Annotated in this window: 14 protein-coding genes and 1 other RNA gene; 13 read left to right on the forward strand and 2 right to left on the reverse strand. The window is 66.8% G+C overall.

Translation table 11 applies throughout. The annotated features are described in order from the left end of the window. Positions 1 to 55 precede the first annotated feature (55 nt). The 11 genes from JF543_RS07920 (at position 56) to dapF (ending at position 10616) form a co-directional block, all read left to right on the forward strand. On the forward strand, positions 56 to 2782 hold the full coding sequence (locus tag JF543_RS07920) for an FtsK/SpoIIIE family DNA translocase (RefSeq protein ID WP_206823628.1): 2727 nt from the start codon (positions 56 to 58) through the stop codon (positions 2780 to 2782). Continuing rightward, positions 2782 to 3354 (forward strand): CDP-diacylglycerol--glycerol-3-phosphate 3-phosphatidyltransferase, encoded by a 573-nt coding sequence (gene pgsA / locus JF543_RS07925; protein WP_206823631.1) that lies wholly within the window; start codon positions 2782 to 2784, stop codon positions 3352 to 3354. The genes JF543_RS07920 and pgsA overlap by 1 nt, the downstream gene beginning before the upstream one ends. After that, entirely contained in the window at positions 3351 to 3833 is a 483-nt protein-coding gene (locus tag JF543_RS07930; protein WP_206823640.1) for a CinA family protein, read from the forward strand. The genes pgsA and JF543_RS07930 overlap by 4 nt, the downstream gene beginning before the upstream one ends. 174 nt (positions 3834 to 4007) lie before the next feature. Next, the gene (locus JF543_RS07935) at positions 4008 to 4316 is read left to right on the forward strand and encodes a helix-turn-helix domain-containing protein (RefSeq protein ID WP_179411090.1); all 309 of its coding nucleotides are present in this window, start codon (positions 4008 to 4010) and stop codon (positions 4314 to 4316) included. A gap of 15 nt (positions 4317 to 4331) precedes the next feature. Continuing rightward, on the forward strand, positions 4332 to 4553 hold the full coding sequence (locus JF543_RS07940; RefSeq protein ID WP_179411089.1) for a DUF3046 domain-containing protein: 222 nt from the start codon (positions 4332 to 4334) through the stop codon (positions 4551 to 4553). A gap of 244 nt (positions 4554 to 4797) precedes the next feature. After that, positions 4798 to 5841: a recombinase RecA gene (recA, locus tag JF543_RS07945; protein ID WP_179411088.1), complete on the forward strand. Its 1044-nt coding sequence runs from the start codon at positions 4798 to 4800 to the stop codon at positions 5839 to 5841. Positions 5842 to 5846: 5 nt separating this feature from the next. Further along, the gene (locus JF543_RS07950; protein WP_206823643.1) at positions 5847 to 6635 is read left to right on the forward strand and encodes a regulatory protein RecX; all 789 of its coding nucleotides are present in this window, start codon (positions 5847 to 5849) and stop codon (positions 6633 to 6635) included. Between the two features lie 66 nt (positions 6636 to 6701). Continuing rightward, complete coding sequence (gene miaB / locus JF543_RS07955) at positions 6702 to 8252, forward strand: tRNA (N6-isopentenyl adenosine(37)-C2)-methylthiotransferase MiaB (RefSeq protein WP_179411086.1); 1551 nt, start codon at positions 6702 to 6704, stop codon at positions 8250 to 8252. A 5-nt stretch (positions 8253 to 8257) separates the two neighbouring features. Further along, positions 8258 to 9166: a tRNA (adenosine(37)-N6)-dimethylallyltransferase MiaA gene (gene miaA / locus JF543_RS07960; protein WP_347401148.1), complete on the forward strand. Its 909-nt coding sequence runs from the start codon at positions 8258 to 8260 to the stop codon at positions 9164 to 9166. Between the two features lie 37 nt (positions 9167 to 9203). Continuing rightward, entirely contained in the window at positions 9204 to 9734 is a 531-nt protein-coding gene (locus JF543_RS07965; RefSeq protein ID WP_206823647.1) for a dihydrofolate reductase family protein, read from the forward strand. Between the two features lie 9 nt (positions 9735 to 9743). After that, positions 9744 to 10616, forward strand: coding sequence for a diaminopimelate epimerase (dapF, locus tag JF543_RS07970; protein WP_206823653.1), 873 nt, complete (start codon positions 9744 to 9746; stop codon positions 10614 to 10616). A 29-nt stretch (positions 10617 to 10645) separates the two neighbouring features. On the opposite strand, the gene JF543_RS07975 is transcribed toward dapF, so the two are convergent. After that, entirely contained in the window at positions 10646 to 11290 is a 645-nt protein-coding gene (locus tag JF543_RS07975) for a class I SAM-dependent methyltransferase (protein WP_179411082.1), read from the reverse strand. A gap of 71 nt (positions 11291 to 11361) precedes the next feature. Here JF543_RS07975 and hflX point away from each other — a divergent pair, with 71 nt between their 5' ends. Next, positions 11362 to 12870 carry a GTPase HflX gene (gene hflX / locus JF543_RS07980; RefSeq protein WP_179411081.1) on the forward strand — a complete coding sequence of 503 codons (1509 nt, stop codon included), beginning with the start codon at positions 11362 to 11364 and terminating at the stop codon, positions 12868 to 12870. Between the two features lie 16 nt (positions 12871 to 12886). Here hflX and JF543_RS07985 read toward each other — a convergent pair whose 3' ends face one another. Continuing rightward, positions 12887 to 13546 carry an SIMPL domain-containing protein gene (locus tag JF543_RS07985; RefSeq protein ID WP_206823655.1) on the reverse strand — a complete coding sequence of 220 codons (660 nt, stop codon included), beginning with the start codon at positions 13544 to 13546 and terminating at the stop codon, positions 12887 to 12889. Between the two features lie 156 nt (positions 13547 to 13702). On the opposite strand from JF543_RS07985, the gene ssrA reads away from it, so the two are divergent. Further along, positions 13703 to 14072: a transfer-messenger RNA gene (ssrA, locus tag JF543_RS07990) on the forward strand. Positions 14073 to 14114: the final 42 nt, after the last annotated feature.

A 14114-nucleotide genomic window follows, 5' to 3' on the forward strand; every position in this document is an offset into this window, starting at 1 on the left:
CGCAAGGCCGCGTCATTGCGGCCCGATGTCGGCGCTCGGCCGTAGCCTGGATCCCATGGCCAGGAGCACTACCAAGTCCGAGCGCGCGTCTGGGGGCGCCTCGTCGTCGCGCCCGAAACGGCAGACGACACCTCGGTCGACCGCGAAGGCCGCACCGACGCCGAAGAAGTACGTCGACGAGGTCGACAGACCGCCGCTCGCTGTGCGCATGTGGCTTGGCCTCGCGCACGGCGTCGGCGGTCTCTTCCGCGCGTTCGGACCTGAGAACCTTGAGAAGGATCAGCGTCGCGACGGTTTCCCGTTCCTGCTCGTGCTGCTGGCGTGCATGGGCGCCGTGGTGGAGTGGTTCTTCATCGGCAACGAGGTCGCCGCGCAGATCTCCGCCTACAGCTTTGGCTTGATGGTGGGGCGCACGGCGTTCTTCATGCCGGTGCTGCTGGTGGTCCTGGCGGGCTGGCTGTTCCGGCATCCTCCGTCAGTGCACGACAACGGACGTATTGGCATCGGCTTCGGCACACTCGTCCTGTCGATCGCGGGCATCTGCCATGTCGCGTCCGGCGCCGCAGACGGCAGCCGTCCGCAACCGCGTGACGGAATGCCGGCGCTGAGCGAGGCCGGTGGGCTGTTCGGCTGGCTGCTGGGCGAGCCATTGGCGTTCCTGACGCCCGTGGTCGCGTACATCGTGCTTGCACTGCTCATGGTGCTCAGCATCCTGATTCTCACGAAGACTCCACCGAATCGCATCGGCGAGCGGTTGGGTGACCTGTACGCCTGGATGTTCGGCGCCGAGCGCCCCATGCGCGCACCGGCGGTCGATGAGGCGCCGCAGGACGCGGAGCCCAACGACGATTCGCTCCCGTGGTGGCGGCGCAACAAGACCGGCCGCGAGGAAGACCCCGACGACGGTGTCGACTCGCAGGCGATCACCGCGCTGTTCGATGAACCGAGCGACAGTAACGCGGCCTACGAGCAGGCCGTCATTGTCGACGAGACGCCGCAGCCGGATCCGCACGACGCGGCCACCGAGGTGCTCACCGATCTCAGCGCGCTCACCGGGCAGCTGGGTGAGCAGGGTGCCACTGCACTGCTCGACGATGACGGCGACACCGGTGAGCTGCCCGGCATGGATGGTTTCGGCACGGCCGGCCCCGGCGCGTCCGCGCCGCAGCCGCCGGCGGCCCCGTACGTGCTCCCGTCCCCGTCCGCGCTGAAGGTCGGCCCGCCGCCCGTGGTGCGTTCGGATGCCACAGACCGCACGATCGAGCAGATCACGAGCGTGCTGACGCAGTTCAAGGTGGATGCCAAGGTCACGGGCTTCTCGCGCGGACCGACGGTCACGCAGTACGAGATCGAGGTCGGACACGGCGTCAAGGTCGAGAAGATCACGCAGCTCAGCAACAACTTCGCCTATGCGGTGGCGTCCAACGACGTGCGCATCCTGTCGCCCATTCCGGGGAAGAGCGCGATCGGTATCGAGATCCCCAACGTCGACAAAGAGACCGTCGCCCTGGGTGACGTGCTTCGGTCGTCGGCCGCGCAGAAGAGCACGCATCCGCTCACGATCGGCGTCGGCAAGGATGTCGGCGGCAACATCGTCGTCGCCAACCTCGCGAAGATGCCGCACCTGCTCGTGGCAGGTTCCACGGGCTCCGGTAAGTCGAGCTTCGTCAACTCGATGATCACGAGCCTGCTGATGCGAGCTCGTCCGGCCGACGTGCGCATGGTGCTGATTGACCCGAAGCGCGTCGAGTTGACCAGCTACGCGGGTGTTCCGCATCTGATCACACCCATCATCACCAACCCCAAGAAGGCGGCTGAGGCGCTGCAGTGGGTCGTGAAAGAGATGGACATGCGCTACGACGACCTGGCGTCGTTCGGGTTCCGCCACATCGACGACTTCAACAAGGCCGTCCGTGCCGGTGAGGTCGAGGTCCCCGTCGGCAGCGAGCGCGTGCTCAAGCCCTACCCGTACCTGCTGGTCGTCGTCGATGAGCTCGCCGACCTGATGATGGTCGCGCCGCGAGACGTCGAGGACTCGATCGTCCGTATCACGCAGCTCGCACGTGCATCGGGCATCCACCTGGTTCTTGCCACCCAGCGACCCAGCGTCGACGTGGTCACCGGACTGATCAAGGCGAACGTGCCATCGCGACTGGCCTTCGCGGTCACCAGCGTGACCGATAGCCGCGTGATCCTCGACGCCCCGGGCGCTGACAAGCTGATCGGTCAGGGTGACGCCCTGTTCTCGCCGATGGGTTCGTCCAAGCCGTTCCGTCTGCAGGGCGCGTGGGTCGATGAGAGCGAGATCTCATCGGTCGTCAAGCATGTGACGCAGCAGGCGCGGCCCGAGTACCGACCCGACGTGCAGGAGTCCGCGGAGGCGAAGAAGAAAGAGGTCGACGAGGACATCGGCGACGATCTCGAGCTGTTGTTGGCCGCCGCCGAGCTCATCGTGTCATCGCAGTTCGGATCGACGTCGATGCTGCAACGCAAGCTGCGGGTCGGATTCGCGAAGGCGGGACGGTTGATGGACCTGCTCGAATCGCGCGAGATCGTCGGCCCCTCGGAGGGCTCGAAGGCGCGCGACGTTCTGGTCACCTCCGAGCAGCTGCCCGCGGTGATCGCCAAGTTGCGCGGCGACGACGTGCCGTCCGCACCCGCGGCTGCCGAGACTGCTGCCGCTCCGATAGATCCGATCGAGCAGCAGTTCGAAGGGCTCCCCGTAGTGGAGAGCGAAGACGACGGCGACGAAGACGCCTGGGGATTGACAGGACGCGACTGATGAGCATTCCACGACAGCTTCCCAACGCGATCACGATCGCGCGGATCCCTCTGGCGATCGTCTTCTTCGTGATGCTGCTGGTCGCCGGTCCCCTCGGCGAAGACGACATCGTGATGCGCTGGATCGCAGGCGCGTTGTTCGTGGTCGCGATCTCGACCGACTGGGTCGATGGCTTTCTCGCCCGCAAGTACGACATCGTGAGCGACTTCGGCAAGTTGTGGGACCCGATCGCCGACAAGTTGCTCACCGGCGCGGGATTTCTGGGCCTCGCCATCCTCGGCGAGGTGGGCTGGTGGCTCGTGATCATCATCCTGGTCCGGGAATGGGCGATCACCGTTCACCGATTCGTGATCGTGCACGAGCATGTCGTCGCCGCGGCATGGATGGGCAAGCTCAAGACCGCGGTGCAGGGCGTGGCGCTGAGTTGGGCGCTGCTGCCGTTGCACACGGTGATCGGCATGGAGCCGTGGGTCGTCGTGACACAGGTGCTGATGGTGGTGGCCCTGGTGCTCACCGTGGCCAGCGGGATCGACTACGTGGTGGCGCAGGTGCGGGGAAGCCGCCGGAGATGACGGTCGCCGCCGAGCTGCTGACTCTCTTGGCGGAGCGCGGATGGCGACTAGGCGTCGCTGAGTCGCTGACCGGCGGCGCCGTCTCGGCGGAGCTCGTGACGGTGCCCGGAGCATCTGGGGTGCTCAACGGAGCGGTCGTGGCGTACGCCACGCCGGTCAAGCAGACGCTTCTCGGGGTGGATGCGAAACTGCTGGAGCAGCACGGGCCGGTGCACCCCGAGGTGGCGGAGCAGATGGCCGACGGGGTGCGTCGCGCCGTCGCCGTCGACGGACGAGCCACTGAGGTGGGGGTAAGCACCACCGGCATCGCGGGCCCCGACTCGCCCGACGATCAGCCCGTCGGGACCGTGCATGTGGGCGTCGTCACGCCTGTCGTTCGTCTGGTGCGCTCGTTCGTGTTCGCGGGGGATCGGTCGCAGATCCGTGCTCAGGCTCGGGATGCCGCCCTGGCCGCCGCGCTGGAGGCGGTGCGGGAATAGCACGGCTCGTTGTGGGGTTCCATGTGATGTGCGCAACACACGACGCGACTATCCGTTGCACAGCCGAAGGTTCACAACCGAGGCACAGGCAGAAACAGTAGATTCAGCAGTACCCGGTGGCGTTAGACTGGCGATCCACTCGGATTCAGAGAATGTGTGGGAGGGGAGGTTCCGATGATTCTTGTCAGACAAGAGATCGGCGAAGTGCTGCGGGACTTCCGCCTGCAGAAGGGGCGCACTCTGCGTCAGGTCGCAGGCAAGGCCTCCGTGGCGCTCGGTTACCTGAGCGAGGTGGAGCGGGGCCAGAAAGAGGCATCCAGCGAGATCCTCGCGTCGGTGGCAGAAGCACTCGATGTGCCCATCTCGACGATCATGCGCGAAGTCGGCGACCGGATCTCGGTCCTCGAGGGACTCAGCCCCTTCCCCGACGTCGTTCCCGACGACCTGGTGGCATCGGTCGAGCCCGAGCTGTCGCTGCACTGAGCGACGAGGCGAAGCGTGCGACGCAGTGAGTTCCTGCGCGCGGTCGACGAGGAGTTCGGCGCGCGCGCGAACGCGTTGACCCACGATCTGTTCCTCGGCGATGTCGGAATGACGGCGCATGATGCGTTGGAAGCCGGCATTCCGCCTCGGCAGATCTGGCTCGCGCTGTGCGCTGAGGCGGATGTCCCGCCGGAGCGCCGCTACGGCGTGGGCAGGGTCGAACCACGCCGTCACTGAACAGATGTCCGCGCCTTTTCCGGCGTGTCGTCGAATCTCTGTTCGATGAGGGCGTATCGTTCTGCACAAGTGGTTCCGATGCGCTTTCTTTTCACAGTGCGCGGGATAGCCGACGCGATGTCGGTGGCCCCGCCTACGGTGTGAGAGGTGGTTACGAACTACTCGCCTTGTCGGAGAGCCGCCCCAGAGGGGGAGGCCGCGACAGCCTACAGGCGGCAGCAATCGAGATTCTAAGGAGCACGTCATGCCATCCACCGACGACCGCGAGAAGGCCCTGGATTCCGCTCTCGCGCACATCGAGCGCCAGTTCGGCAAGGGATCGATCATGCGACTGGGCAGCGAAGAGCGCGCACCCGTCGAGATCATCCCGACCGGATCCATCGCGCTGGACAGCGCCCTCGGAATCGGAGGACTGCCCCGCGGGCGCATCATCGAGATCTACGGTCCGGAATCGTCCGGTAAGACCACGTTGACCCTGCACGCGATCGCCAACGCGCAGCGCGCCGGTGGTATCGCCGCCTTCATCGACGCTGAGCACGCGCTCGACCCCGAGTACGCACGCAAGCTCGGCGTCGACATCGATCAGCTGCTGGTCTCGCAGCCCGACACGGGTGAGCAAGCGCTCGAGATCGCCGACATGCTGATCCGTTCCGGAGCCATCGACCTGGTCGTGATCGACTCCGTCGCCGCGCTGGTGCCCGAGGCTGAGATCAAGGGCGACATGGGTGATTCGCACGTCGGTCTGCAGGCTCGACTGATGTCGCAGGCGCTGCGAAAGCTCACTGGTGGGCTGAACCAGACGAAGACCACCGCGATCTTCATCAACCAGCTGCGCGAGAAGATCGGTGTGTTCTTCGGCTCTCCCGAGACCACCGCGGGTGGAAAGGCGCTGAAATTCTACGCGTCGGTACGCCTCGACATCCGCCGCATCGAGACACTGAAGGATGGCACCGAGGCGGTCGGAAACCGCACCAGGGTGAAGGTCGTCAAGAACAAGATGGCGCCGCCGTTCAAGCAGGCCGAGTTCGACATCCTCTACGGCGTCGGCATCTCGCGCGAAGGCAGCCTGATCGATTTCGGCGTTGAGCACGGCATCGTGAAGAAGTCCGGATCGTGGTACACCTACGACGGGGATCAGCTCGGACAGGGCAAGGAGAACGCCCGGAACTTCTTGCGCAACAACGACGACATCGCCCTGGCGATCGAAGAGCAGATCAAGCAGAAGCTCGGTATCGGAGTCAAGGCTGAAGCGCCCGCCGATGAGCTCGCCGAGCGTCGCCCGGCCTGATCATCATGAACGGCACTGGTCAGGACGACGGCCGCGAACACCTCGCCCCGGTCATCCCGATCTTCGGTGGGTCTGTCGATGTCGGCAGGCCCACCGCCGGGGCCGAGCGTGGCCGCCCCGCGCGAGAGCCTGCAGCCCCTCAGCTGGACGAGACGTCTCCGGCGGCGCGCGCCGCCGCTGCACTCGACCACGCGGAACGCACCGTCGCGCTGCGTGCTCTGAACGCGGCGCACGCGCGGGACGCGCGGGACGACGCTCGGGAAAGCATGGACGAGGAGTCCGTGAAGCTGCGCGAGAGAGCCGAAGAGGCGCTTGTACGCAAGCTGCGCTCCAAGGCGCTCTCGGTCGCCGAGTCCCGGGCGGTTCTGCGCGAGCACGATCTCGAGCGGGAGACCATCGACGAGATCATCGACGAGTTCAGCGATCGCGGATACATCGACGATCGAACACTCGCCGAGCTACTGGTCACCTCGGGTGCAGAGCGTAAAGGGCAGGGACGGGTCGCGCTCGCGCGGGTGCTGTCGCAGCGGGGGATTCCCCGCGACATCGCCGAGGAGGCTCTGTCGGAGTTGCCGGATGACGATGCCGAACGGGCTCTGGAGTTCGCACGCAGCAAGGCACCGGGCATGACGCGGCTCGAGCCCGACACCGCCCTGCGCCGACTGCTGGGCCAACTCGCGCGTCGTGGGTACGGGGGATCGGTGGCGATGAACGCTGCTCGTGCTGCGCTCCGTGAAGCGGGCAGGGGTGCGAGCGGTGCCCGCTCGGGTGTGCGCTTCGTGGACTCGGAGTGAGCGCGCGCCGGCAGACGGCGGGCCCCGATCCCAATAGGCGCGAGGCCTCGTAGAATAGCTGTCACCATGACTACTCCGCGCAGTGAACCGACCATCATCGCGCCCTCGGCGGCGGCGGTCGGCGCCGACGGCCGCCGGCGCTCGTACGAGGTGCGTACTTTCGGTTGCCAGATGAACGTGCACGACTCCGAACGACTCTCGGGTTCCCTGGAGAGTGCGGGGTATGTTCGCTCGGATGCCGGTGAGGACGCCGACGTCGTCATCATCAACACCTGCGCGGTGCGCGACAACGCAGCGGGCAAGCTCTACGGCACGCTTGGTCACTTGAAGTCCCGCAAGGACAAGCATGAGGGCATGCAGATCGCCGTCGGCGGCTGCCTCGCTCAGATGGACCAGCAGGCCGTCCTCGACAAGGCGCCGTGGGTCGACGTGGTCTTCGGCACGCACAACATGGGATCGCTACCCGGTCTGCTCGAGCGCGCGCGTCACAACGGCGAGGCCGAACTCGAGATCCTCGAGTCGCTCGAGATCTTCCCCTCGACGCTGCCTACCAAGCGCGACTCGGCGCACAGCGGCTGGGTGTCGATCTCGGTCGGCTGCAACAACACCTGCACGTTCTGCATCGTCCCGAGCCTCCGTGGCAAGGAGAAGGACCGCCGACCGGGTGACATCCTGAACGAGATCCGTCTGCTCGTCGAGGACGGCGCGATCGAGGTCACGCTGCTGGGGCAGAACGTGAACTCGTACGGTGTGGAGTTCGGCGACCGACAGGCGTTCAGCAAGCTGCTGCGCGCCGCGGGCGAGATCGAAGGACTGGAGCGCATCCGCTTCACCAGCCCGCACCCGGCCGCATTCACCGACGATGTGATCGACGCAATGGCCGAGACGCCCAACGTGATGCCGCAATTGCACATGCCGTTGCAGTCGGGAAGTGACAGCATCCTGCGGTCCATGCGACGCTCGTACCGTAGCTCGAAGTACCTCGGCATTCTCGATCGGGTGCGCGAGCGGATTCCGCATGCAGCCATCACGACCGACATCATCGTGGGCTTCCCGGGTGAGACCGACGAGGACTTCGAAGACACCATGCGCGTCGTCGAGCAGTCCCGCTTCTCGAGCGCGTTCACGTTCCAGTACTCCATCCGTGAGGGCACGCCGGCCGCGACGATGGAGAACCAGGTTCCCAAGGCCGTCGTGCAGGAGCGCTACGAGCGGCTGATCGCGCTGCAGGAGCGCATCTCGCTCGAAGAGAACGAGAAGCAGGTCGGTCGCGAGATCGAGGTACTGGTCTCGGTGGGCGAGGGCAAGAAGGACGCCGAGACCCACCGCCTCACCGGACGTGCGGAAGACAACCGCCTGGTGCACTTCGAGGTGACACCCGGTTCGGAGTTGCCACGCCCCGGAGACATGGTGACCGTGACGATCACCCACGGTGCTCCCTTCCATCTGCTCGCGGACGATCCGACCGGTGCGCCGTTGCGCATCCGTCGCACGCGCGGCGGCGACGCATGGGACCGCGCCCAGGCCGAGACCTGCGGTGTGCCGGCACCGGCCGGACAATCAGGCGCGCCCCGCGCCGTCTCGCTGGGGCTGCCGACGCTCCGCGTCGACGGGTGACGGGCATCCGATCCCCGCGGGTGTGGGCCGTTGTCGGCGCGACCGGGACCGGCAAGAGCGAGTTCGCGCTTGAGCTCGCCGAGGCCCTGCGGCAGCAGGGCAACCCTGCCGAGATCGTGAACGTCGACGCGATGCAGCTGTATCGCGGCATGGACATCGGCACGGCGAAGCTGTCGCCGGCCGAGCGGCGGGGGATCCCGCATCACCTGTTCGACGTCCGCGACGTCACCGAGGAGGCGGCCGTCGCCTGGTATCAGCCGTTGGCGCGCGCGGCGGTCGCTGATATCCACTCCCGCTGTGGCGACGCGATTCTCGTCGGCGGGTCTGGACTGTACGTCTCCAGCGTGATCTTCGACTTCCGGTTCCCGCCCCGCGACCCCGCCGTGCGCGCGCGCCTGGAGTCCGAACTCGCCGAACGCGGGCCCGGCGTGCTCCTGGAGCGTCTGACTCAGCGGGATCCGGCCGCCGCCGCGCGGATCGATCCGAAGAATCCGAGGCGCATCGTGCGCGCCCTGGAAGTGCTTGAACAGGGCGGGCAGACTCACGGTGCGGCGCTTCCCGAACGCCCCGAGCTGTGGCATCCGCACACCCGCATCATCGGATTGCATGCGCCGCGCGAGGTGCTCGTGGAGCGCCTTGACCGTCGCGTGGAGCGGATGTGGCGGGACGGCATGCTGCAGGAGGTCGAAGCGCTGCGTGAGAGAGGCCTCGAGCGCGGCGCCACGGCTGCACGGGCCATCGGGTACGCCCAGGCGCTCGCGCAGGTGCGCGGAGATAAGAGCGAGGCGGATGCCATCGCCGAGACTCAGGCGCTCACGCGACGTTACGCGCGGCGCCAGGTGTCATGGTTCAAGCGCTATCCGGACATCGAGTGGCTCGAATCGGGCACCTCCGGCGGGGCTGTTCTGCGCTGAGCGCCGCCATGTCGGCGGTCGGCGTGATGATGGCTACATGACCACGCACTTCTACACCGCCTCCAGCCTCGACGGTTTCATCGCCACCGAAGACCACTCGCTCGACTGGCTCTTCGCGCAGGAGATCGACGAGGACGGGCCGATGGCGTACGGAGAGTTCATCGCCTCGATCGGTGCGTTGGCGATGGGCGCGCACACGTTCGAGTGGGTGATGGATAACGATGAGGGACGGTGGGGGTATGAGCAGCCGGCCTGGGTGTTCACCACGCGTGAGCTTGATGTGCCGGAGGGTGCCGACGTGCGTCTCACCCGAGCGGACGTCCGCGACGTGCATGCACAGATGGTCGAGGCGGCAGGTGGCCGGGACGTGTGGATCGTCGGTGGGGGAGATCTGGCGGGTCAGTTCGCCGACGCGGGCCTGCTCGACGAAGTATGGATTCAGTACGCGCCGGTGACGCTCGGCGCCGGAGCACCCGTGCTGCCGCGGGCGCTCGACCTCGAACTGATCGACGTCGCCCGTAACCGTTCGTTCGTGTGCGCGCGTCATCGTGTGCGGCGCGCTGAATAGACTGGGGCCATGGTCGCATTCACCAAGGGACACGGCACCGGCAACGACTTCGTGATCATCGAGGACGTCAACGGCGAGAACGACCTCACGGCGACCCAGGTGCAGGCGCTGTGCGACCGCAATTTCGGGATTGGCGCAGATGGTGTGCTCCGAGTGGTGCGTTCCGCCGCGATCGATGAGGGCGCTGCTTCGCTGGCTGAGGAGCCCGACGCCGAGTGGTTCATGGACTACCGCAACGCCGATGGTTCCCCGGCGCAGATGTGCGGCAACGGCATCCGCGTCTTCGTGCACTACCTCTTGCGGGCCGGCCTTGCGACTCTCGAACCGGGGTCGACGGTGCCCATCGGCACTCGCGCCGGTGTCCGCGATGTGATGCGTAGCGAGACCGGCTACCAGGTCGACTTGGGGCGCTGGCATCTCGCCGGCGGTGAACCGCTCGCACGCGCGGCCGGTCTGTCGATCGCGCGTCCGGGGCTCGGCCTCGACCTGGGTAACCCCCACGTGGTCGTGGCGTTGGCATCCGACGAGGAACTGGATAGCCTCGACCTGAACCCGTCGCCGCTGCTGGAGCCGGCTCCGGTCGGCGGGGCGAACGTCGAGTTCGTCGTGCCCGGAGAACCGCTCGTGCGCGACGGCATCGGACATGTGCGGATGCGCGTGCACGAACGGGGCGTGGGCGAGACGCTCAGCTGCGGCACGGGCGCTGCAGCCACGGCTCTGGCGGTGCGGCACTGGGCAGGCACGCGTGCGCCCGACCAGTGGCGGGTCGAAGTGCCCGGTGGTGTGCTCGGCGTTCGCATGTTCGCCGCCGAGGAAGGCGAGCACGTGGGGCTGTCCGGTCCGGCACAGCTGGTCTACCGAGGTGAGATCGACCTGGCCTGAGTGCCCAGGATGTGCGCGGCGCGGTTGCGCTACGCGGGCACGTCGATCGGCTCGGTGGGCGGGGTGCCGTGTCGGCGCACCTTCAACACACGGAAGCCCTTGCCCGTCGCGGCCCGCTGCACGCTGTAGCCCGCACCGAACGTGGTTGCCATCCAACGCTGCAGAGAGTCCGACCCCAGGTTGCGCTGCACGACCATCCAGGCGTCGCTGCGCTCGTCGAGGCGGGGGATCCACCGTTCGAGCATGCCGTGCAGCGCCTCTTTGCCGATGCGGATCGGTGGGTTCGACCGGATCGTACGGAAACGCACGTCGTCGGGAACATCTTCGGGCAGCACCGCGTTGACATTTGTGAGCCCGAGCTTGGCCGCATTGCGGCGGGTGAGGTCAAGAGCGCGCTCGTTGACGTCGACTGCCCAGATCGTGGCATGCGGCGCGGAGAGCGCCATGGTGAGGCTGATCGGCCCCCATCCGCAGCCGAGGTCCAGGAAGTCGCCGCCGGGCGGAAGGGGCGGCATGTTGGCGAAAAGCACCGAGGTGCCGACGTCCAAACGGTCGGGGCTGAACACACCGCCGGCAGTGGTGAGTTCGAGATCGCGACCGGCGAGGTTCACCCGGATCGTCCGCAGGTTCTCGGGGCTCGCCGGGGCCGCAGTGAAGTAGTGGTCGGACGCCATTCAGTGAGCGTACCGGATAGGGCGGGCTAAGGTTAAGGCGCCGTTTCAGAGAGGGCAGAGTTCAGTACCGAATGACGAATACCAACGACGAGAACACCGCACACGACGCACTGGATCGCGTGCTGTCGCACGCAGAGCCGCGTGTGCAGCCGAGAGTGTTCGGCTCCGCGCAGGCGCTGCAGGACACCGCGACCGCCTCGCACACCGACGCGGACGGTGCGCAGTGGGATCTGGATGACCGGCACGCACTACGGCGCGTCGCGGGGCTGTCCACCGAGCTCGAGGATGTCACCGAGGTCGAGTACCGCGCGCTGCGGCTGGAGAACGTCGTGCTGATCGGCGTGTATCCGCAGGGTGCGCAAGATGACGCCGAGAACTCGCTGCGCGAGCTGGCCGCTCTGGCCGAGACCGCCGGTGCGGTGGTGCTCGACGGGCTTCTGCAACGACGGCCGCACCCCGATCCGGCCACCTACCTCGGCCGCGGCAAGGCGCAGGAACTCAAAGACATCGTCGCTGCTGTCGGTGCCGACACCGTGATCGCCGACACCGAGTTGGCCTCCAGCCAGAGGCGTGCTCTGGAAGACGTGGTGAAGGTCAAGGTGATCGACCGCACGACGGTGATCCTCGACATCTTCAGCCAGCATGCGAAGAGCCGCGAGGGCAAGGCCCAGGTCGAACTCGCCCAGCTTGAGTACCTGCTTCCGCGCCTGCGCGGTTGGGGTGAGTCCATGAGCCGCCAGGCTGGTGGCCAGGTCGGTGCCGGCGGTGCGGGTATGGGCTCGCGCGGTCCCGGTGAGACCAAGATCGAGCTGGACCGCCGCCGCATCCGCACCCGCATGGCGCAGTTGCGCAAGCAGATCCGCGATTTCGCCCCGGCGCGTGATGCGAAGCGGGCAGAGCGCAAGCGCAACACCATTCCGTCTGTGGCGATCGCCGGCTACACCAACGCCGGCAAATCGAGCCTGCTCAACGCTCTCACCAGCGCCGGCGTGCTCGTCGAGAACGCGTTGTTCGCGACGTTGGATGCCACAGTGCGCCGTTCCGAGACCGCCGACGGGCGTGTCTATACGCTCACCGACACGGTCGGGTTCGTGCGCAACCTGCCGCATCAGCTGGTCGAGGCGTTCCGTTCCACACTGGAGGAGGTCGGGCAGGCCGACCTGTTGGTGCACGTCGTCGATGGCTCGCACCCCGACCCGTCCGCGCAGTTGCAGACGGTGCGGGATGTGATCGGCGACGTCGGTGGTCGTGAGATCCCCGAGATCGTGGTCTTCAACAAGGCCGATCTGATCGGTGAGGACGAGCGGCTCGTGCTGCGCGGGCTGGCGCCCGACGCGCACTTCGTCTCCTCCCGCTCCGGTGAGGGCATCGATGAGCTGCGCGCGACGATCGAGCGGATGCTGCCGATGCCGGCCGTCGAGGTTCAGGCCCTCGTGCCGTACGACCGCGGCGACCTGGTCGCAGCCGTGCACGAGACCGGTGTCTTGATCTCGGCCGAGCACCGCGAGACGGGTACCGAGGTGCATGCGCACGTATCCGAGCGGCTGGCTGCGGAACTGGCTCCGTTCGCGATGTCCTGAGCAGCTCCGGTGCGGCTCAGGACGCGGTGAAGCGCCCCTCCACCTCGGCGGATACGGTGATCTCCTCACCCTGGAACTCCATGCCGGGGGCGGCCTCCATGGCCATGGCGCCGCCACGCAGGGCCGTGGCCTTGGGCATCGGCGGGGTACCGGCCGAGATCAGGCCGCGGTCGGCGATCTCTACCGGTGTCACCTCGTGCAAACCAAGGGCCTCGGCGTAGGCGCGGGCGCGCGAGACGGCGACGGCGACGGCCTGGGTGGCGACCTCGCGCTCGACCTCGCGTTCGGTCTCGGGGGTGAGATGCCAGTCGACGTCGCCCACCGCCACGCCGTCGGTGACCGATAGCTCGGTGACCCAGACCGACAGCTCCGGGAAGTCCGAGAAGGTGGCGGTGAAGTCGATGCTCGCGCGGTACACCGGAGCGAGCCGCTTACCTTCGCTGTTCCAGGGGCGTTCGGCATAGACGTTCAGCCGCTGGCTGGTCCAGGCCGTGATGCTGCCGGACTGCTCGCGCGTCGTGATGCCGTCGCGCACAGGGGTGGCCTGGGCCAGAGCGTGCTCGACGACCGTTGCGCGATCGGGGCCGTCGCAGGAGACGGTGAGGTGCAGCGTCGCGCGCTCGGGCGCGACGCGCAGTTCGTGTTCGCCGCGGACGGTGATGGTGACTTCAGTCATGCCAGTGACTGTACGACACGCGGGTGTGCAAAGAGAGAACGCAAGTGCAGGAATGGCGGCTGGGCCGGATTCGTTGTACTCTTTGATGCTCGGGTGCTTCGGTACCCGGTTGGTAACTCCACAGTGTGACAGCGGCTCCTTCGCGAGAAGGTTCACGGGGCTGATCGGTTTCGACGGCGCCTGTACATCGACGAGAAGCGGGCCGAGGATGCAGGGTTATCTCGTGAACGCTCCCTGCAAAACCATAGTTGCCGAATCCAAGCGCAACGACTTCGCCCTCGCTGCATAAGCGAGCCCGATAGTCCGTCAGACCGTATGTGATCCCGATACGGACCCTGGCGTCATCTAGGGATCTTGCTGCGTGATGGCGTCTGGACGTCACGTGGGACTCTTCCCAGGCTGGGCTCGTCGACTTAGGTGTCTGTGACAAAGGTCGGAGCCGAGCAGAACGCTCTTACAGACTGCGCCCGGAGAAGACGTGGATTTTCAGCGTCGGACGGGGGTTCGATTCCCCCCAGCTCCACCAACCGCTGTCACAAAGCTAGAGGCCCGCCTCCCCTTGGAAACA

It is taken from the genome of Microbacterium esteraromaticum (genome assembly GCF_017303215.1).
In the GTDB taxonomy this organism is placed as follows: Bacteria; Actinomycetota; Actinomycetes; order Actinomycetales; family Microbacteriaceae; genus Microbacterium; species Microbacterium esteraromaticum_C.